This window comes from Streptomyces sp. NPDC058751 (assembly GCF_042746485.1).
Classification (GTDB): Bacteria; Actinomycetota; Actinomycetes; order Streptomycetales; family Streptomycetaceae; genus Streptomyces.
Map to the genome: position 1 here is coordinate 43,222 of NZ_JBHYPZ010000012.1, position 19,893 is coordinate 63,114.

The window sequence follows — 19,893 nt, forward strand, 5'->3', positions numbered from 1 at the left end:
CGGCGGACGGAGACCGGCCCCCCGCCCGTGTGGGTGAGGGGCCGGAGCACCGGGCTGTCCGGAAGCCGCCGGGCGGAGGGAAGGAGCATCATGACCACACGCCGGCTCATCGACCTGGCCCAGCAACTGCGTGTCGACAGCGTCCGGGCCGCCGACGCCGCGGGTTCGGGACACCCGACGTCGTCCATGTCCGCCGCCGACCTGATGGCGGTCCTGCTGGCCAACCACACGCGCTACGACTTCGAACGCCCCCAGCACCCCGGCAACGACCGCTTCGTCCTCTCCAAGGGGCACGCCTCACCGCTCCTGTACGCCGCGTACAAGGCGGCCGGCGCGTTGAGCGAGGCCGAACTGCTCACCTTCCGCAAGGCGGGCAGCCGGCTCGAAGGGCATCCCACGCCCCGGCGGCTCCCCTGGGTCGAGACCGCCACCGGATCGCTCGGCCAGGGGCTGCCCGTCGGGGTCGGCATCGCGCTCGCCGGAAAGAGGCTCGACCGCACCGGGTACCGGGTCCGGGTGCTGTGCGGCGACAGCGAACTGGCCGAGGGGTCCGTGTGGGAGGCCGCCGAGCACGCGGGGTACGAACGCCTCGACAACCTCACGGTGATCGTCGACGTCAACCGCCTGGGCCAGCGCGGGCCGACCCGCCACGGACACGACCTCGACGCGTACGCGCGCCGGTTCGGGGCCTTCGGCTGGCACACCGTCGAGATCGACGGACATGACGTGGACGCGATCGACCGGGCCTTCGGGGAGGCGGATTCCACCGACGGACAGCCCACCGTGATCCTCGCCCGCACCCTCAAGGGCAAGGGCGTGCAGTCGGTCCAGGACCGCGAGGGCCTGCACGGCAAACCGCTGCCGGACGCCGAGGAGGCGATCGCCGAACTCGGCGGTGTGCACGACCGGAGGGTGGAGGTCCGGCAGCCGCCCGCCGCCAGGACGCTGCACGCCGTGCGCTCCGGACACCTGGACCTGCCGCGGTACGAGACCGGTGACGAGGTCGCCACCCGCGACGCCTTCGGAAAGGCGCTCGCCGCGCTCGGCGACGCCCGGGGAGACGTCGTCGCCCTGGACGGCGAGGTCGGCGACTCCACCCGCGCCGAGTTCTTCGCCGAGAAACACCCCGAGCGCTACTTCGAGTGCTACATCGCCGAGCAGCAGCTCGTCGCCACCGCCGTCGGCATGGCGGCGCGCGGCTGGGTGCCGTACGCCTCGACGTTCGCGGCCTTCCTCACCCGGGCCCACGACTTCGTCCGCATGGCCTCCGTCAGCGGTGCGGGCGTCAACCTCGTCGGCTCCCACGCGGGCGTCGCCATCGGGCAGGACGGGCCCTCACAGATGGGCCTGGAGGACCTGGCCATGTTCCGGTCCGTGTACGACTCGACCGTGCTGTACCCGTGCGACGCCAACCAGACGGCGAAGCTCGTCGCCGCGATGGCGGGCCTGGAGGGCATCCGCTATCTGCGCACCTCACGCGGTGGGACCCCCGTCATCTACAGCGCCACCGAGGAGTTCCCGGTCGGCGGCAGCAAGGTGCTCCGCGCCTCCGCCGACGACCGGCTCACGCTCGTCGCCGCCGGTGTCACCGTCCACGAGGCGCTGGCCGCCGCGGAGGCGCTCGGCCGCGAGGGCATCCAGGTCCGTGTGATCGACCTCTACTCGGTGAAGCCCGTGGACCGGGCGACCTTGCGCGAGGCCGCCGAGGAGACCGGCTGCCTGGTCACGGTGGAGGACCACCGGGAGGAGGGCGGGATCGGGGACGCGGTGCTCGACGCCTTCACCGACGGCCGTCCCGTGCCCCGGCTGGTGCGCCTCGCCGTCCGTACGATGCCGGGCTCCGCGAGCCCGGACGAGCAGCTGCGCGCAGCGGGAATCGACGCCGGGTCGATCGCGGCGGCGGGCCGGCTGCTCGTCGAGACGGCCATGGTGCGCTGACCGGTTCCGGGACGGGAGGAACGCCGTGGTGCGCCGACCGGTCCCGGGACGGGTGAGGCGTCTCGGCGCGCCGGCCGGGCGCGGGCGGGCCGTCGTGGTGCGCCGACCGGTGCCCCGAGGGCACCATGGTCAGTACGCCGCGGGGGGTGCGAGTGGAAGCGCGGGAGGAGACCCATGAGCGCTCTGCGCTACGTCTACGCGATCTGCCGCCCCTTCTCGGCTGCGCTGTCGGCCGAGCTCACCGGGGTCGCGGGCGTCCCGCCCGTACTGCTGCGCCACCGTGACCTGATCGCCGTGGTCGGCTCGGTCCCGGAGCGGGATTTCGCCGCCGAGCCCCTGCGCCGCCGGCTGGAGGACGTCCGCTGGCTGGAGGCGACGGCCCGCGCCCACCAGGGCGTCATCGACGCGCTCACCGTCGTCACGAGCCCGCTGCCGCTGCGGCTCGCCACCGTCCTGCGGGACAGCAGCGGCGTACGCGTGATGATGGACGACCACAGGGAGGACTTCCTGCGGACGCTCGACCGGCTCGACGGGCGCGTGGAATGGGACGTGCGGGTGTACGCCGGGAGCGTCCCGGAACACGCGGACGAGTTCACACGCCGGCTGCACGACACCCTTTCCGGGTACGCCGAGGCGAGCCGGCTGGTGGCCCCCCGGGAACCGGCCCCGTCCCGCGGAGCGTCTTCCGGGGCGTCTTTCGGGGAAGAGGGGCACACCGTCCTCGACGCGGCCTATCTGGTGCCGCGCGCTGCCTCGGGGGAGTTCGTGGAACGGGTGAACGGAAGCGTGGGCGAGGAGCCGGGGCTGCGCGTGGAGCTGACGGGCCCCTGGGCGGCGTACTCCTTCACGGGAGCGGCCGCCTTCACCGGGTTCACGAGCCTCACCGGATTCGCCGGCCTCATGAGCTGTACGGGCTGAGGGGCGCGGAGCGGGAGCCCGGGTCCTCCTTCCGGCAGAGGATCTCCCCGTGCAGCACGGAGAACCAGGCGTCCTCCTGCCGCCCCCACAGCCGCCAGGCGTCCGAGACCGCCCGCAGCTCCCGCGCGCTCGCGTGGCCCCCTTCCGTCGCCCGCTCCGCGTACGCCGAGGCCAGTGTGCGGTCGGCCCACAGACCGCTCCACCACTCCCGTTCCTCCTCGGTGGCGAACGTCCAGGTGCTCGACGTGGCGGTGATGTCCCGGATGCCGGCTGCCAGTGCCCACGACCTGAGACGGCGACCCGCGTCGGGCTCGCCCCCGTTGCCGCGGGCGACCCGCAGGTACAGGTCCAGCCAGTCGTCCATGCCCGGTACGGACGGGTACCAGGTCATGGCCGAGTAGTCCGCGTCGCGGACCGCGACGAACCCGCCGGGCCTGGTGACCCGGTGCATCTCGCGCAGCGCCCGCACCGGGTCGCCGACGTGCTGGAGCACCTGGTGGGCGTGGACCACGCAGAACGTGTCGTCCGGGTACTCCAGCGCGTGGACGTCGGCGACGGCGAAGTCGACGTTGCGCAGGCCGCGCTCGTCCGCCGTCCGGCGCGCCCGGTCGAGGATGCCGGGCGCGTGGTCGACGCCGGTGACATGGCCGTCCGGAACCCGTTCGGCCAGGTCCGCGGTGATGGTGCCCGGTCCGCACCCGATGTCGAGGATCCTCATGTGCGGCTTCAGCGAGCCGAGCAGGTAGGCGGCCGAGTTGGCCGCCGTGCGCCAGGTGTGCGAGCGCAGCACCGACTCGTGGTGGCCGTGGGTGTAGAAGGCGCTCTCCTGCGGCTTCGACTGCGACATGACCGTTCCCCTTCTCGTCGTACGGACCTCACGGGCGTGCACGCACTCCCCGGGGCGATGTCATCACCGTACGCGGTCATGCCAAATTATGAGACCCGTATCTCGCCATGTGGACGACGGGTCGTCCGTGCGGGTGCGCGGCGGGCGTGGACGAGGCGCGCGGACGGATCAGCGCGCGGGAAACGGGCGGTAGACGGTCAGCGCCTCGCGGCTCTTGCTCAGCGTCACCTCGCCGCCCACCTCGGTGACCTCGCCGTCGTAGGCCAGCAGCGTGCCGGGCGCGATGCCCTCGACGCGCAGCCGGCCCACCCGTACGGCCGCGTGGGCCGGCGAGCGGGTGAGGGGCCCGGCGAAGGCCGCGGCCAGCAGACGGACGGCGGGACGACGGCCGCCGTGCACGACCCGTACGTCGAGACGGCCGTCCGCGAGGTCGAAACGGCGGGCGGGTGCCAGACCCATCCGGTGGTAGGTGCCGTTGCCCGCGAACAGCAGCCACAACGGGTGGCTGCGGCCCCCGAGTTCGGCCCGCAGCGGATGGTGGTCGGCACGCAGCACGCGCAGGGCGCCCAGCACCCCGGCGGGCCAACTGCCGATCGCCCCGGACCAGTTCTCCCGCTCGCGCACCAGCTCCGGATAGACGCCCAGGCTGCAGGTGTTGAGGAAGACACCGCTCCTGCCGCCGGACGTGAACCGGCCCACGTCCACCCGGACCGCCCCGCCCTCCCGGAGCGCGCGGACCAGATCGCGTTCGCCCTCCACGCCGAGGTCGTGCGCGAAGTGGTTGAGCGTGCCGCCCGGCAGGACGGCGAGGGGGATCCCGTGCCGCAGGGCCACCTCGGCCGCGGTGTTCACCGTGCCGTCGCCGCCGCACACGCCCAGCACCCGGGCGCGGGCCGCCGCCTTCTCCAGTTCCTCCCGCACGTCGTGGGGTTCGCACTCCACGATCTCGGCGCGCGGTAACGCGCCGGCCAGCGCGCCGACCCGCTCGGCGGTGCCCGAACCCGTGTTGGCCACCATGACCAGACCCTCGCCGTCGGCCGGCGCGGGCGCGTCGGTGCGCGGACGGCCGGGCGGGGTGAGCCGGTCCCGGGTGGGCACCAGCGCGCGCACGGCGTACGCGGCCCCGACGCCCAGAACCGCACCGGCCACGACATCGCTCGGGAAGTGGACGCCGGTGTAGACGCGGGACAGTGCCACCGCCGCCGCCAGCGGGGCGACGGCCGCGCCCCAGCCGCGGGACTCCAGCGCCACCCCCGTGGCGAAGGCGGCGGCGGAGGCGGCGTGCCCCGAGGGGAACGACGTGGTGACCGGCTGCCGCTTGAGCTGCCGGACGGCGGGGACCGGGCCGAGACCGGGACGGGTACGGCGCACCGAGCGTTTGCCGACGGTGTTGATCGCCGCGGAGGCCAGGGCGAGCGAGGCCACACCCCGTGCGGCGGCCCGGCGGGCCCGCGGAGTGCGGCTCGCCGCCACGGCGGCGGCCGTGGCGAACCACAGGAGCCCGTGGTTCGCGCCCCGGCTCAGCCGCGGCAGCACCGGGTCGCCGCCCGGCCAGTGCCGCGCCGCGACCGCCTCGAAGAGGCGCAGGTCCAGGCCGAGAAGGCGGTCCCGAAGGGCGTGGCGGCCCGGTACGAGGGCGGTCAGGTCGACATCCGGGGTGGTCGTCATGCGGGTCCGTCTACCCCGGATCAGGCGTTTCCCGCCCCCGCCCGGCGGGCCCGCCGTCGCATACGCGTTTGCCCCGCACCCCCGCTCCCCGGAGAATGCCTGCCCATGGGACACCTCGAAGCCGCACATCTGGAGTACTACCTTCCCGACGGGAGGGCGCTGCTCGGCGATGTGTCGTTCCGGGTGGGGGAGGGCGCCGTCGTGGCCCTGGTGGGGCCGAACGGCGCCGGGAAGACGACGCTGCTGCGGCTGATCTCGGGGGAGGTCAAACCCCACGGCGGGACCGTGAACGTGGGCGGCGGGCTCGGGGTGATGCGGCAGTTCGTCGGGTCCGTACGCGACGAGACGACCGTGCGCGAACTGCTCGTCTCCGTGGCCCCGCCCCGGATCCGCCAGGCGGCCGAGGCCGTGGACGCCGCCGAGCACGCGATGATGACCGTGGACGACGAGGCGGCACAGCTCCGCTACGCGCAGGCGCTGTCCGACTGGGCCGAGGTCCGCGGCTACGAGGCCGAGACCCTCTGGGACATCTGCACGACGGCCGCCCTCGGTGTCCCCTACGAGAAGGCCCAGTGGCGCCTGGTGCGGACCCTGTCCGGGGGCGAGCAGAAGCGCCTGGTGCTCGAGGCGCTGCTGCGCGGCACCGACGAGGTGCTGCTCCTCGACGAGCCGGACAACTATCTCGACGTGCCCGGCAAGCGCTGGCTGGAGGAACGGCTCGCGGAGACCCGCAAGACCGTCCTGTTCGTCTCCCACGACCGCGAGCTCCTCGCCCGCGCCGCCCAGAAGATCATCAGCGTCGAGCCCGGTCCGGCCGGCGCGGACGCCTGGGTGCACGGCGCCGGATTCGCGACGTACCACGAGGCCAGGCGGGAGCGGTTCGCCCGCTTCGAGGAGCTGCGCAGGCGCTGGGACGAGAAGCACGCGCAGCTCAAGAAGCTGGTGCTGAACCTCCGTCAGGCGGCCTCCGTCAGCCATGAGATGGCGTCCCGCTACGCGGCGGCGCAGACCCGGCTGCGCAAGTTCGAGGAGGCCGGACCGCCCCCGGAGCCGCCGCGCGAGCAGGACATCACGATGCGGCTGCACGGCGGACGGACCGGGGTGAGGGCCGTGACCTGCAAGGGACTTGAGCTCACCGGGCTGATGAAGCCCTTCGACCTGGAGATCTACTACGGCGAACGCGTCGCCGTCCTCGGCTCCAACGGCTCGGGCAAGTCGCACTTCCTGCGGCTGCTCGCGGGCGGCGACGTCGCGCACACCGGTGAGTGGAAGCTCGGCGCCCGCGTGGTCGCCGGCCACTTCGCGCAGACCCACGCCCACCCGGAACTGGAGGGCCGCACGCTCCTGGACATCCTGTGGACCGAGCACTCGCAGGACCGCGGAGCCGCCATGTCCAGGCTGCGCCGCTACGAGCTGACCGCCCAGGCCGAGCAGCGCTTCGAGAAGCTGTCGGGCGGCCAGCAGGCACGTTTCCAGATCCTGCTCCTGGAACTGGAGGGCTCGACGGCCCTGCTCCTCGACGAGCCGACCGACAACCTCGACCTGGAGTCCGCGGAGGCCCTTCAGGAGGGCCTGGAGGCGTACGAGGGGACGGTGCTGTCGGTCACCCACGACCGCTGGTTCGCCCGATCCTTCGACCGCTACCTGGTCTTCGGCTCGGACGGCCGGGTGCGGGAGACGCAGGAGCCGGTGTGGGACGAGCGCCGCGTGGAGCGCGAGCGGTAGACGGGCGGGAGCGGGGGCCCGCGCGGGCGGCCCCGGCGGGGGGACGCCGGAGGCCGGGCACGTCCCGGGGAGGCCCGGCACCCCGGATGTTCGTAGAGTGGAGGGAGTGGGTCTCGATCCACGGCTCCCTCACGGACGCCGCTCGGGGCAGTGTCTGCCCGGGGCGGACGCCCGTACCGCACCGACGGCCACGACGAGCGGGGTAGCACCATGACCGGAGTCGACCCGGGCCGGCTGGACGACCAGCAGCTCATGAAAGAGCTGGAGGCCATCCACCGCACCCGCCACGACACGCTGTTGCACGGCTCGAACGACGCGCTCCACACCCACAACGTGCGCATGGCCCAGCTGGAGGGCGAGTACCTGCGCCGCCACCCGCGGCGGCCCGTCGCGGCGGCCCGCACCCGTGACGGCGCCCGGGAGCGCGGACCGGCGGGGGTGCCGCCGGCATGAGCGACCCGCACCCGGTCCTGGACCGGCAGACGGAGGCCCTGGAGCTCTTCGGCCGCCGGGTCCACGCGATCCGGGACGACCAGTGGGAGGCCCCCACGCCGTGCACCGCCTGGAGCGTGCGCGACCTCGTGGGCCATCTCGTCGCCGAGCAGGCGTGGGTGCCCGCGCTGGTACGGGACGGCGCCACCGTCGACTCGGTCGGCGACCGCCTGGACGGCGACCTGCTCGGCCCCGACCCGGTCGCGGCCTGGGACGCGGTGGCCGGCGCCTCCCGTGAGGTGTTCGCCGAGCCGGGCGCGCTCGACCGCACGGTCCACCTCTCCTTCGGGGACGTGCCGGCGGACGACTACTGCGCGCAGCTCGTCACCGATCTGACGGTCCACGCCTGGGACCTGTCCCGCGCCATCGGCGCCGACGAACAACTCCCCGAGGACCTGCTGTCCTTCGCGGTCCGGGAGGTCACCCCGCACGCGGCGGAACTGGAGAACAGCGGACTCTTCGCCGCCCCGGAGGAACCCCCGCCCGGCGCCGACGTCCAGACGAAACTGCTCTGCCTGGTCGGGCGCCGGCCCTGACACGGGGCGCCGTCACGGGCCGGACGGGCGCGTACCGGACGTGCGCGTACCGGATGTGAACAGGACATCGTGCCGTGTGATGGTCCGGCCCGGGGCGTGTGCCCGGGCGGGACTTCCGCTGGTGAGGGCCCGGGGGAGCCGGAGCGGAGGCCTCCGGGAGGACGGGGTGCCCGGCGTCGGGGAGAATGGAGGGGTGTTTGCCCCGCATGGCGCGGGGCAGACGCAGTTGCAGTGCTTCGGACAGGAGGCACGTCCGTGGGAGCGGCTATCCGCGCCATGGGTGTACCCGTCCGGCGCACGGGTGCGTTCCCACGATGACTGTCCATCACATGGCACCATCAAGGGAGTTGCGACGCACCATGCGAACTCGAGCGAGCGCGACGCACCATCCGCACGACGACGCCCCCGACACCGGGGAGGCATTCCGCAGGCTCGCCACGCTCCCGCCGGGACAGCGGCGTGACGCTCTCCGTGCCGAGATCGTCGAGTCCTGGCTGCCGATGGCCGAACGGCTCGCGGGACGCTTCCGCAGCCGCGGCGAGAACTTCGAGGACCTGCGCCAGGTCGCGGCACTCGGGCTGGTCAAGGCCGTCGACCGCTACGACCCCGAACTCGGCAACGCCTTCGAGAGCTACGCGGTACCGACGATCACCGGCGAGATCAAGCGTCACTTCCGTGACCACATGTGGACCCTGCACGTGCCGCGCCGGGTCCAGGACCTGCGCAACCGGGTCCGGTTCGCCGCCCAGGACTTGTCACAGACCATCCCGGGCCGCCGGCCCACGGTCGCCGAGATGGCGGAGCACGCCGGAATGAGCGAGGAGGACGTCCGAACGGGCCTGGAGGCGCTGGAGAGCTTCACCGCGCTCTCCCTGGACGCCGAACTGCCGGGCGGCGAGGACGGCTACTCGCTCGGCGACGTCCTCGGGTCGCACGATCCGGCGCTCGACACCGTCATCGACCGCGAGGCCGTCAAACCCCGGCTCCAGGCCCTGCCCGAGCGCGAACGCACCATCCTCTACATGCGGTTCTTCGACGACATGACCCAGAGCCGTATCGCCGACGAACTGGGCATCTCCCAGATGCACGTCTCCCGCCTCATCAGCCGCTGCTGCACGAGGCTGCGCGACCAGATCATGCGCGACGCGGCCTAGGGCCCGGTACGCACAGGGGTTGCCCGGGACGGAAATTGACGAAACGTCAAATGCGGTGTCCCCTCCAGGCCGGACCGCCGGCCGCGGGGCACGGCCGGGCGCGCGTCGTACGGGCTCGGGATCGGGTTCCAGGGGCCGTACGGGCTCGGGTGCCGGGTGCCGGGTGCCGGGTGCCGGGTGCGGGGTGCGGGGTGCCGTCGGGGGCTCCGGCCCGGGCCCGTACGGGCCCGGGGCGAAGGCGGGTCCCGGGCGCGGGCGGCGTCGCACCGCGGGTGCGGGGGACCGGTCGCGCCCCGCCCGCGACGTCACCCGCTCGGGTCAGCGCTTTCCCGCGAATGGTGCCCGGCCGTTCGCGCCCGGCGGTACGGCGGGCTCTGATGGCCCCGAGGGACACGACGGCCGTGGCCCTCGGACCGAAGCCCGCCTAAGGAGCCCCGCTCATGCGCCGTACCGCCCGTGTCCTGTACGCCACCGCCCTGGCCGGTGCCGCCCTCGGCGCCGCCGCGTCGGGAGCGGCCGCGGATCCGGCCGCGGAGGTCAGTCCGGGCTCCGTCGAACCCGGCGGCACCGTCACCGTCACGGTGAGCTGCGACGCGATCGGGGGGACCCCGCCCGACTCCATCGACGCCAGCTCCCAGGGCTTCCAGGAGGGCAAGGTCCAGTTGCACCGCGTCGAAGGCGCCGGCGGCGCGGCCTCCTACACCGGCACCGCCCACATCACGTCCGGCGAGCCCGGCCCGGCCGCCGACGCGGGGCGCGGCTTCGACGAGGTCGGCCCCGACGCCGCCGGCTCCGGTGCCTCCGACGCGAAGAACCCCGGCGGCGCGCGTGCGGACGTGCGCGCGGAGGACGCGAACGCCGGGTTCGGGGCCTCGGACGGCGTCGTGCCCGACGACCGGGCGCCCGCCCCCGGCGCCGGTGCCCCGGTGGTCCCCGACTCGCTGGTCCCCGACGCCGAGGGCCCGGACACGCTCGGCACGGATTCGCTCGGTCCGGACACGGTCGGCCCGGGTTCTGTGGGCCCGGACGCGGGCGCGGACACGGTGGGGCCCGAGACGGTTCCCGAGCCGGCGGGTCCGGACACGGTGGGGCCGGAGACGGTTCCCGAGCCGGTGGGTCCGGACGCCGTGGGCCCGGACGCCGTGGGGCCCGGCACCACGGTTCCCGGCACCACGGTGGACCCGGACGAGACGGGCCCCGGCACCGGGGGCGCCGACGGACGGTGGGACGTCGGCGGGGTCTGTCCCGCGCCCCCGGGCGATCACGGGAAGCGGTGGACCGCGTCGTACGCCGTGGCCCGCGGCACCACGGCGACCCATGTTCCCGACAGCGGGACCGGCACCGGCGCGGGCGAGCGTCCGCCCACCGTCCGCCGGGGCGTGCACGCGGGTGAGGGCGGTGTGTTCACCGACTCCGTGCCGGCCCTGGTCACCGGCGGAGTGCTGATCACCGGGGCCCTGGGCGCGGCCGCGCACCGGCTGCGCAGACTCCGCCGACGGCGGTACTGAGGCGCCGGGCGGCCCACCGCGAGGGCCGGTGAGCCGTACGCGGCGACGGGGGTACCCGGACCGTACGGGCGGACAGGGCCGGGAACAGGGAACGGCGGCACCCACGGTCGGAGGCAGGCATGCGGCGGACGGACCCCGAGGACCACGGAGCGGTCCGGTACGGCCCGCTCCTGCCCGACCAGGGCGTGCCCGTGCCACCGGAACTCCGCTCCGTGCTGGCCGCGGCGGCGGACCGCTCCGCCGCCGAACCCTGCGGCGGCGGACCCGTGCTCCTCGACGCCGCCAGCGGCTACTGGACCCGGCGCGGGCTGCGTGCCGCGCCCGACCGGGTGGCGGCCGCCCCCGGAGCCCCCGCGCTGCTGCTGGCCCTGACGGGCGCGCTCGGCGGCGACATCCTCGTGACCCGCCCGTGTGCCGCGTGGTGGGCGCCGCAGGCACGTCTGCTGGGCAGGTCCGTGTTCCACGTGGCGACACCCGCGGAGTGCGGAGGCGTCCCCGACCCCTACGCCCTCCTGGAGACCGTCCGCAGGGTCCGTGCGGAGGGCGGCGACCCGCGGCTGCTCCTGCTGTCCGTCGCCGACGACCCGACCGCCACCGTCGCCCCGCCCGAGGTGGTGCACGAGGCCGTGGAGGCCGCGGCGGGCGAGGGGCTGCACATCGTCAGCGACGAGACCTGGCGCGACACCCTGCACGAGCCGCGGGACACCGTGCTGCTCAGCCCCGCCGAGATGCTCCCCGACGACGTCTGCGTGATCACCGACCTCGCGGGCGCCTTCCTGCCGCGGGGCTGGCCCGCCGCCGTCGCCCGCTTCCCCGACAACGCGGCGGGCGCGGCACTGCGTTCCCGCGTCCTCGACGTGCTCACCGTGCTCGGAGCACGCGTCGCCGAACCGGTCGCGGCGGCGGCCGCGTACGCGCTCGGCGAGCCCGCCGCGATCACCGAACGGCTCACCGCGGCCGTACGCCTGCACGCGCGCGTGGCCGACGCCGTCCACCGCGTGGTGAGTGCCGCGGGTGCCGTCGCGCGCCCGCCACGGGCCGGCCGGCACCTGTACGTCGACCTCGGCCCGCTCCGCTCCGCCCTCGGCGCGCACGGCGTCGGCGACGCGCAGGACCTGGAGGACTGGCTCTCCGCCCGGCTCGGCATGCCCGCGCCGGGCGGACACCGCTTCGGCGACGACCTCGGCGCCCTCCGGGTCCGTCTCGGCACCGGAGGACTGCTCGGCTCCACCGGCGCGCAGCGGGAGGAATCCCTCGCTTCCCCTTCGCCCCTGGAACTGCCGCACGTACACCGCGCGTTGACCCTCCTGGGGTCGGTCTTCGGCGATCTCCGCGACGACGCCGAGCGCCGGGAGCCCCCGCGATGACACACCGGTGTTCGTGCCGGCCGGTCTCGGACGCCGGTTCAAGCGGCGCCGGTTCGCCTGGGTCACCGAGCTCGACTGGCGGGAAGCGGCACAACTCGACGGCGTCCGCCTCGACTTCGTCCCCGCCGACCTGCGCATCGGCGCGTACCACCCCAGCTGGTGGCCGAGCGACGTGCACTGCGACCCGGAGGAGGCCGTGCAGGCGGCCGTCGACCTGCGCGCGCCGGATGGCCCGATGCACCGGGGCACGTTCGTGCTCTCGGCCGAACCGGTCCTCGAACCACTGCGACGGGTGCGGACGGCGTGCGGGTCCCTACGGCGCTCTCGTACCGCGGAACCTGCGCCACACGCCCGGCGCCGCGCTGATCGCGACGGTCAGCGCCACCGCCGCCACCACGCCCTGCCACGGCTCGGGGAAGAGCGAGCCGCCGAGGATGCCGATGACCTGGTAGGTGGCCGCCCACGCGAGACAGGCCGGGACGTCCCCGCGGGCGAAGACCCGCAACGGCATCCTCGCGATCAGACAGGCCAGCATCACCGGGATCCGGCCCGCCGGCACGAGGCGGGACAGGACGAGGACGGCGATGCCGTGGTCGTCGAGCTTTTGCTGCGCCCGGGCGAGCCGGTCTTCGGGTGCGCGTTCCCGGATCGTCTCCAGCCAGCGCGACCCGTTCTTCGAGCCCATGCCGCGCCGCCCGAGCCAGTAGAGCGACATGTCGCCGAGGAACGCCGCGACCGAGGAGACCAGGAACACCGACAGCAGCGCGGAGGGCGACGTCTGGTGGAAGGCCACCACGGCCGCCGAACTCACCAGCGCCCCCGTCGGCACCACCGGCACCAGGGCACCGATCAGCACCAGCAGGAACAGCGACGGATAACCGATCGCCTGCTGGGTGGACTCGGGAGGGACGGTCGGCGCCGTGGCGGACAGGAACACGGCCGGCGCGGTGGCCTTGAACGGCAGAACGACGCCGCCCTTGAGGGAAAGGAGAACACCGCTCTTGACCGACTGGAGGGTCGCGGGAGCCACCGCCCCCGCGGCGGACCAGGACATCACCTGGCGGCCCTCGGACGCACGCTCTCCCCCTGCCGCAGCAGATGCACCGCCACCTGCGGCGCACGCTCGGCGGCCAGGCGCACGAACTCCTCACCCGGCGCGTGGAATTCATGGGGGCGCACGGCGTCCATCCCGATGGGCCAGAACGTGCCGTAGTGCACCGGCACGGCGCTGCGCGGACGCAGCGCCGCGAGCGCCTCGGCGGCGCGCCCCGCGTCGAGATGTCCCTCCCCGAGGTACGGACCCCAGCCGCCCACCGGCAGCAGGGCCACGTCCACCGGCCCGACCTCCTCGGCCATCGACGCGAACAGCCCCGTGTCCCCGGCGAAGTACGTCCGCGCCTCGCCCTCGATCACGTACCCCACGGCGGGGGAGCGGTGCGGTCCGATCGGCAGCCGCCGTCCGTCGTGCCGCGCCGGAACCGTGCGGACGGCCAGGTCACCGACCCGCGTGCGGTCACCGGGCGCGACCTCCGTGAGCCGCAGATGGCCCAGCTTGCGCAGACCCGGTACCGAACGCGGCGCACCGCGCGGCACGAGCAGCCGGGTGCCCGGGGCCAGCCGTGCCAGCGAGGGCAGGTGCAGGTGGTCGGCGTGCAGATGGGAGACCAGCGCGACGTCGGCGACCGCGGCCGGGGGAGGGGGCGGCGCCCCGCGCCTGCGCCGCAGGTGCGCGAGCCGGCGCGCGAAGAGGGGGTCGGTGAGCACCCGTGTCCCGGAGTCCTCCAGCGTGCAGGTGGCGTGCCCCCACCAGGTGATCTCCACCGGCACCTCTTCGCCTCCTTCGCACGACTCCCCCCGAGCCTACGGGCAGGAGTAGGGTCTGCGGCGAAACCAGGAGGTGAGGGGGACACCATGAGAGACGCACGCGGTGCCTCCGGTACGCCCGCCCGCACGCGCCGGCCCGAGCGGGGCGGCCCCGTACCGCACTCCCCGCCGCTCCGCGTCACGGCGATCGCGAGCCTGACACCCCTGGAGGAACTCGACGAGGACCCCTTTCTCGTCGACTCCCGCAGCCAGCACGCGATGTGCGCCCGCTGGGCCGCCGAGCACGGCTGCGTCGTCACCAGGGAACTCCTCGTACGCGGACTGCGCCCCGACCACCGCAGCCTGTGGGCGGACGTCGAGGCCGGTCTCGTGGACCTGTTCGTCGCGCCCAGCCGCCGGGTGCTGGAGCGGGCCCTCGCCTCGGTGGAGGAGTTCACCGCCGAGTGCGCCCGCCGCGGCGTCCGCGTCGAGACCGTGGGCACCGCGGAACCGTCGTACGACGCCCAGATGAAGGCCAGGGTCCACCGCCGCCTCTCGATGCCGACGGCCGGCTACGACGGCCGCTGATCCCCAGTCCGCCGCTCAGTCCGCCGCCCAGTCCGCCGCCCGGGAAAGCCGTCCGGGTACTTCTCGCGGCTTTTGGGGACTTCTGGGGACCTCCGGCCGTTGTGGCAGGGTGGGAGCAGGCCACGCGGACCGGGCGGGCCGGGACGTGAGGTGGGCTGGGCGTGGACAAAGGACGTTGGCGCCGCCTCGCCAGCGCGGCGGGACGCAGTATCACGGTGTGGGCCGTGTCCACGCTCACGATGCTCGTCCTCGCCGGTGCCCTGCCCGACTTCCGGCTGCAGTCGGAGTCCGGGGACAGCGCGACGCGGATCGCCGTCACCGCGGCGGCCGGCGCGGGCGTCTTCGGCCTCCTGTCGGCGCTGGTGTGGCCGCTGCTCGTGCGGACCCTGCTGCTCGTCCCGGCCTTCGTGCTCGGTCTGCTCGTCTTCTTCCTGAACGGCTCGCTGCTGCTCGTCGCCCTGCGGCTCAATCCCTCCGGGAGCAGCGAGGCGGCCCCCGAGACCGCCGTGGTCGTGGCCGCCGTCATGTCGGCCGTCGCCTCGGCCACCGGCGCCGCCCTCGCCGTACGGGACGACGACGCGTACCGGCGCCGCCTCTACCGCCTCGCCGACCGGCGCCGCAGACGTGCCACGGGACGGCCCGGCCCCTCGACTCCCGGCGTGGTCTTCCTCCAGCTCGACGGAGTGGGGCACGACGTGCTGCGGGAGGCGGTCGGCAAAGGACTGATGCCGACCGCCGCACGCTGGCTCGACGGGAGGCGCCCCACCCACCGGCTCACCCCGTGGAGAACCGACTGGTCCAGCCAGACCGGCGCCAGCCAGCTCGGCATCCTGCACGGCAGCAACCACGACGTCCCGGCCTTCCGCTGGTACGAGAAGGACACCCAGGAGGTCATGGTCTGCAACCGGCCGACCAGTGCCGCCGAGCTCCAGCGGCGGGCCGTCGCGCGCACCGGCGACGGCGGCCTGCTCACCGCCGGCGGCGCGAGCCGGGGCAACCTCTTCAGCGGAGGCGCCGACGAACTCGCCCTCGTGCTGTCCGTGGCCGCGCGCAGAGGACGGGACAACCGCTCGCGGGCCGGCTACTTCGCGTACTTCTCCGACCCGGCCAACGCCGTCCGTACGGCCATGTCGTTCGTGGCCGAGGTCTTCAGGGAGACGGGCCAGTCCACGCGGGCCCGCCTCCAGCGGCGACGGCCCCGCGTCAAACGCGGCGGGCTGTACCCGTTCGTCCGCGCCTTCGCGACCGTCGTCGAGCGGGACGTCGTGGTCGCCGCGGTGATCGGCGACATGCTCGCCGGGCGCGACGCGGTCTACGCGGACCTGGTGGCCTACGACGAGGTGGCGCACCACTCCGGACCGCGCAGCCGGGACGCCGAGCGGATCCTGGAGCGGCTCGACCGGTCGCTCGCGCTGATCGAGAAGGTCGCCGAGCACGCCCCGCGGCCGTACCGGATCGTCGTGCTCTCCGACCACGGCCAGAGCCCGGGCGAGACCTTCCTGACCAGGTACGGCCTGAGCCTCGGCAATCTGGTCCGGGCCGGCTGCGGGCTGCCCGTGCCCCGCAAGGCCCGGAGCACCCACAGCGGTGCCGAGGCCCGGACCGCCGTCCGGGCCGCGCTGCGCAGACCGGTGGAGGAGCGCGGGGAGCGGCCCGGAGCCGCGGGGCGCCGCTCCGAGCCCCTGGTCCTGGCCTCCGGCAACCTCGGTCTGGTCTCCTTCCCCGACGTCCCGCACCGGATGAGCCGGGAGGAGATCGACCGGCGGCACCCCGCGCTGCTGTCCACGCTCGCCAACCACCCCGGCGTCGGCTTCCTCCTGGTGCGCAGCGAGGAGCACGGCGGCATCGTGCTCGGCGCGCACGGCGTGGAGGTGCCGGTGGGCCGGCTCGACGACGAACACCCCGGCCTCCTGGCCGACTTCGGCCCCGGCGCCGCCGAGGCGGTACGGCGCACGCACGGGTTCCCGCACACCGCCGACATCATGGTCAACTCCTGGTACGACCCCGTCGAGGGCGAAGTCCTCGCCTTCGAGGAGCAGATCGGCTCGCACGGCGGGCTCGGCGGAGCCCAGGGGCACCCGTTCCTCCTCTCCCCGCTGACCCTGTCCGCACCGGCCGGCCCGGACACCGGACTCGTCGGCGCGGAGCGGGTGCACGACGTGCTGCGGCGCTGGCTGCGCGAGTGCGACGGCGCCCAGGTCCCGCTGCCGTCCCGCCCGGACGAGCAGGCGGCCTGAGCGGGGACTTTGCCGCGAGAGGGCGCGAGGGGCGGGCGGCCGGACCGGCCACCGGCCGAAACGCTCGCGCGCGACGGAAAATGGGAGGCGCCGGGCGTACCGCCACGCCCACACTGGGGCATCGCACGCCGCGCTCTCGCGCGCGTCCCTCACACCCCCTCACGTCTCTCTCACGCTCTCGAGGAGCTCGCCTGTGCAGGCAGCCGTCACCGTCACTCCCTCCCGCGTCCCGGAACTGCTCCTCGGTCTCGCCACCGTGCGGCCGGTCTTCCTCTGGGGCGCCCCCGGCATCGGAAAGTCCTCCCTGGTCAGGGAGTTCGCCGAATCGCTCGGGCTGGAGTGCGTGAGCCTGCTGGGCACGCAGCTCGCGCCCGAGGACCTGATCGGCGTGCCGCAGATCCGCGACGGGCGTTCCGTCTTCTGCCCTCCGCAGGCCATCGCCCGCGACGAGCCGTACTGCCTGTTCCTGGACGAGCTGAACGCGGCGACCCCCGACGTGCAGAAGGCCTTCTACTCGCTGATCCTGGACCGCCGCATCGGCGACTACGAGCTGCCGAAGGGCTCCATCGTGATCGGCGCGGGCAACCGCGCGACGGACAACGCGCTGGCCCGCCCGATCGCCTCGGCGCTGGTCAACCGCCTCACCCACGTCCATCTTGAGGCCTCCCCGAAGGACTGGCTCGTCTGGGCCGCCGCGAACGACATCCACCCCTGGGTGCTCGACCACGTCACCGACCGCCCCGACCACCTGTGGTCCAAGCCGCCGAAGACCGAGGAGCCCTTCTCCACGCCGCGCTCCTGGCACATGCTCTCCGACGCGCTGCGCTCCTTCGGCGACGCGCTCGACGAGGAGAGCCTGAAGGTGATCGCCCACGGCACGCTGACGCCCGCGCACGCGGTCGCGTTCTGCGGTTACGTCAAGATCGTGCGCAGCCGCTTCGGCATCGAGGCCATCCTCAAGGGTGACGCCCGCTGGCCCTCCCGCACGGAGGACCGCGATCTCCTCTACTACCTCGCCGAGTCCTTCCGCGGCCGCCTGATCAAGGAACTCCCGGCCGGCCGGGACCACATCCCGGCGAACGCCCGCCAGACCGCGTACCGGGCCAAGTCCCTGCTCATCCAGCTCGCCGAGATATCCGTCGAGGTCGCCCAGAGCGTCATCGCCCCGGACGCCGACGGCAATCCGGTCCTGCCCGCGTGGTTCCTGGTGGAGGCCGCCCGCGACATGCCGCGCCTGGTGGAGGCGCGCCGGTGAGCCGTACCCGCAAGGCCGGGGCCAAGTCCAGGCCCGACCCCGCCGCCGAGGCGTTCGCCGAGGGGATGCGGCTGGTACGGGCCAACCCGGCGCTGGCCGCCGTGGACTTCCGCGTCTGCCGGGAGGAGACCTGCGAGAGGGCGCCCCGGGACGGGCTGACGGTCGTCGACTCCAACGGGACCGTGCACGCCAACGCGTCCCGCCGCGCCGAACCCGTCGCCTGGGCCTGGGCCGTGGCGCACGCCGTCATCCACCTCGGCTTCGGCCACCTGCCCGCCGTGGCGGGCGCGCGCGAGCAGCCGGACCGCTTCGACCTCGCCGCCCGCTGCGCGGTGGTGAACCGCTTCCTGCTCACCTTCTCGGCGCGGCTGACCCCCGAGGACCTCCCGGACTCCTACCCCGACGGCGACGAGGAACGGCTCGCCGCGCTCTGGCGCCGCGACGGCATCCCGCCCCGGTACGAACACTGCGGCACGGCGGGCGGCGACCCGGACCAGGTCCTCGTGCCCTGGAACACCTGGCACGCTCCGGCCGACTGGCAGGTGGCCTTCGCCCACGCGCTGACCAGCACCATGGCCGCCGCGATGGACGTGGCGGGCGGACGACGCGCCTTCCTGACCGACGGGCCCGCCCCGCTCCGGCCCTGGGAGCGGGCGCTGAGCTGGTTCGTCTCCTCCTACCCGCTGCTCGGCGGCATCGCCGCGGGCATCACCCTGGTCGCCGACGCCGAACTCGCCCGCGCCCACGGCATCTCGGTCGCCGCCGTGGACACCGGGGCGGCCGAGATCTACGTCAACCCGCTGCGCGAGTTCGACGACGAGGAATGGCGGTTCATCCTCGCCCACGAGATGCTGCACGCCGCCCTGCGCCACGGCGACCGCTGCGGCGCCCGGGACCCCTACCTCTTCAACGTCGCCGCCGACTACGTGATCAACGGCTGGCTGTGCGAGATGCGGGTCGGCACGATGCCCGACGGGCTGCTGCACGACCCGGAGCTGAAGGACCTGTCCGCCGAGGAGGTGTACGACCGGATCGCCGGCGATCTGCGCAGGATGCGCCGCCTCGCCACGCTGCGCGGCAAGGGAGCGGGCGACATCCTGGGCGGACCGCTCGGTTCGCCGCGCGACCACGTCGACCTCGACGAGTTCTACCGCCGCGGCCTGGCCCAGGGCCTCGATCTGCACCAGCGGCAGGAGCGCGGCTTCCTGCCCGGGGGCCTGGTCGAGGAGATCCGCGCGCTCAGCCATCCGCCGCTGCCCTGGGACGCCCGGCTCGCCCGCTGGTTCGACGAGTTCGTGCCCCGGCCCGAGCCGCTGCGGTCGTACGCGCGTCCCTCCCGCCGGCAGGCGGCCACCCCGGGCATCCCGCGCGCGGGCCGCTGGTTCCCGCCCGAGGAGATCGCCCGCTGCACCTTCGGCGTCGTGCTCGACACCTCCGCCTCCATGGACCGCACCCTGCTCGGCAAGGCACTGGGCGCCATCGCCTCGTACGCGGAGGCCCGTGACGTACCGGCCGCCCGCGTCGTGTTCTGCGACGCCGCCCCGCACGACGCGGGCTATCTGCCCGTCACGGAGATCGCCGGACGCGTACGGGTGCGCGGGCGCGGTGGCACCGTGCTGCAGCCGGGCGTCGACCTGCTGCACCGCGCCGACGACTTCCCGCCGGGCGCGCCCGTCCTGGTGATCACGGACGGGTACTGCGACGTGCTGCGGGTGCGGCGCGAGCACGCCTATCTGGTGCCGCAGGGCGCACGGCTCCCGTTCACCGCGCGCGGGCCGGTCTTCCGGGTCACCTGAGTCCCCGCCGCACCGCACCGCACCGGCGGGTCCGCCGCGGCCCCGGCGACGAAATCCCGGA

At 74.4% G+C, this 19,893-nt stretch carries 16 protein-coding genes and 1 pseudogene; 13 read left to right on the forward strand and 4 right to left on the reverse strand.

The features are described from left to right. Nucleotides 1-90: 90 nt before the first annotated feature. Together ACFW6B_RS13880 and ACFW6B_RS13885 are read left to right on the forward strand one after the other, a co-directional pair. Complete coding sequence (locus ACFW6B_RS13880; RefSeq protein ID WP_386595426.1) at nt 91-1,938, forward strand: transketolase; 1,848 nt, start codon at nt 91-93, stop codon at nt 1,936-1,938. A 174-nt stretch (nt 1,939-2,112) separates the two neighbouring features. Beyond that, complete coding sequence (locus ACFW6B_RS13885) at nt 2,113-2,856, forward strand: GvpL/GvpF family gas vesicle protein (RefSeq protein WP_386595428.1); 744 nt, start codon at nt 2,113-2,115, stop codon at nt 2,854-2,856. On the opposite strand, the gene ACFW6B_RS13890 is transcribed toward ACFW6B_RS13885, so the two are convergent. Next, nucleotides 2,837-3,703, reverse strand: a complete 867-nt coding sequence (locus tag ACFW6B_RS13890; RefSeq protein ID WP_386595430.1) for a class I SAM-dependent methyltransferase — start codon at nt 3,701-3,703, stop codon at nt 2,837-2,839. The two genes, ACFW6B_RS13885 and ACFW6B_RS13890, sit on opposite strands and share 20 nt — an antisense overlap. A 168-nt stretch (nt 3,704-3,871) precedes the next feature. Next, entirely contained in the window at nt 3,872-5,371 is a 1,500-nt protein-coding gene (locus ACFW6B_RS13895; protein WP_386595432.1) for a bifunctional phosphatase PAP2/diacylglycerol kinase family protein, read from the reverse strand. Nucleotides 5,372-5,476: 105 nt separating this feature from the next. Here ACFW6B_RS13895 and ACFW6B_RS13900 point away from each other — a divergent pair, with 105 nt between their 5' ends. From ACFW6B_RS13900 to ACFW6B_RS13930, 7 genes and pseudogenes are all read left to right on the forward strand, one after another. Then, a complete protein-coding gene (locus ACFW6B_RS13900; protein WP_386595434.1) occupies nt 5,477-7,096 on the forward strand; it encodes an ABC-F family ATP-binding cassette domain-containing protein in 1,620 nt (539 codons plus the stop codon). A 210-nt stretch (nt 7,097-7,306) separates the two neighbouring features. Continuing rightward, the gene (locus tag ACFW6B_RS13905; RefSeq protein WP_355771041.1) at nt 7,307-7,549 is read left to right on the forward strand and encodes a DUF6158 family protein; all 243 of its coding nucleotides are present in this window, start codon (nt 7,307-7,309) and stop codon (nt 7,547-7,549) included. Continuing rightward, nucleotides 7,546-8,124, forward strand: a complete 579-nt coding sequence (locus tag ACFW6B_RS13910) for a TIGR03086 family metal-binding protein (RefSeq protein WP_386595436.1) — start codon at nt 7,546-7,548, stop codon at nt 8,122-8,124. Before ACFW6B_RS13905 ends, ACFW6B_RS13910 begins: the two co-directional genes overlap by 4 nt. 359 nt (nt 8,125-8,483) lie before the next feature. Continuing rightward, the gene (locus ACFW6B_RS13915; RefSeq protein WP_386595439.1) at nt 8,484-9,278 is read left to right on the forward strand and encodes an RNA polymerase sigma factor SigF; all 795 of its coding nucleotides are present in this window, start codon (nt 8,484-8,486) and stop codon (nt 9,276-9,278) included. Nucleotides 9,279-9,718: 440 nt separating this feature from the next. Continuing rightward, nucleotides 9,719-10,786 (forward strand): hypothetical protein, encoded by a 1,068-nt coding sequence (locus ACFW6B_RS13920; RefSeq protein WP_386595441.1) that lies wholly within the window; start codon nt 9,719-9,721, stop codon nt 10,784-10,786. 119 nt (nt 10,787-10,905) lie between these two features. Continuing rightward, complete coding sequence (locus ACFW6B_RS13925; RefSeq protein ID WP_386595442.1) at nt 10,906-12,153, forward strand: aminotransferase class I/II-fold pyridoxal phosphate-dependent enzyme; 1,248 nt, start codon at nt 10,906-10,908, stop codon at nt 12,151-12,153. After that, nucleotides 12,152-12,457: pseudogene (locus tag ACFW6B_RS13930) on the forward strand (MBL fold metallo-hydrolase); the annotation flags it as partial. The gene ACFW6B_RS13925 and the pseudogene ACFW6B_RS13930, both read left to right, overlap by 2 nt. Before the next feature lie 9 nt (nt 12,458-12,466). Here the strand turns inward: ACFW6B_RS13930 and ACFW6B_RS13935 are convergent. Both ACFW6B_RS13935 and ACFW6B_RS13940 read right to left on the reverse strand, forming a co-directional pair. Beyond that, entirely contained in the window at nt 12,467-13,207 is a 741-nt protein-coding gene (locus ACFW6B_RS13935; RefSeq protein WP_386595444.1) for a DedA family protein, read from the reverse strand. Then, a complete protein-coding gene (locus ACFW6B_RS13940; protein WP_386595447.1) occupies nt 13,207-13,980 on the reverse strand; it encodes an MBL fold metallo-hydrolase in 774 nt (257 codons plus the stop codon). Before ACFW6B_RS13940 ends, ACFW6B_RS13935 begins: the two co-directional genes overlap by 1 nt. 84 nt (nt 13,981-14,064) lie before the next feature. On the opposite strand from ACFW6B_RS13940, the gene ACFW6B_RS13945 reads away from it, so the two are divergent. The 4 genes from ACFW6B_RS13945 to ACFW6B_RS13960 all read left to right on the forward strand — a co-directional run bounded on the left by ACFW6B_RS13945 (nt 14,065) and on the right by ACFW6B_RS13960 (nt 19,832). Beyond that, nucleotides 14,065-14,544, forward strand: a complete 480-nt coding sequence (locus tag ACFW6B_RS13945) for a hypothetical protein (protein ID WP_386595449.1) — start codon at nt 14,065-14,067, stop codon at nt 14,542-14,544. 239 nt (nt 14,545-14,783) lie between these two features. Next, nucleotides 14,784-16,781: an alkaline phosphatase family protein gene (locus ACFW6B_RS13950; protein WP_386595668.1), complete on the forward strand. Its 1,998-nt coding sequence runs from the start codon at nt 14,784-14,786 to the stop codon at nt 16,779-16,781. Nucleotides 16,782-16,974: 193 nt separating this feature from the next. Next, nucleotides 16,975-18,036 (forward strand): ATP-binding protein, encoded by a 1,062-nt coding sequence (locus ACFW6B_RS13955; protein WP_386595451.1) that lies wholly within the window; start codon nt 16,975-16,977, stop codon nt 18,034-18,036. Next, nucleotides 18,033-19,832, forward strand: a complete 1,800-nt coding sequence (locus ACFW6B_RS13960) for a hypothetical protein (RefSeq protein WP_386595453.1) — start codon at nt 18,033-18,035, stop codon at nt 19,830-19,832. Before ACFW6B_RS13955 ends, ACFW6B_RS13960 begins: the two co-directional genes overlap by 4 nt. The last annotated feature ends 61 nt before the right edge of the window (nt 19,833-19,893 follow it).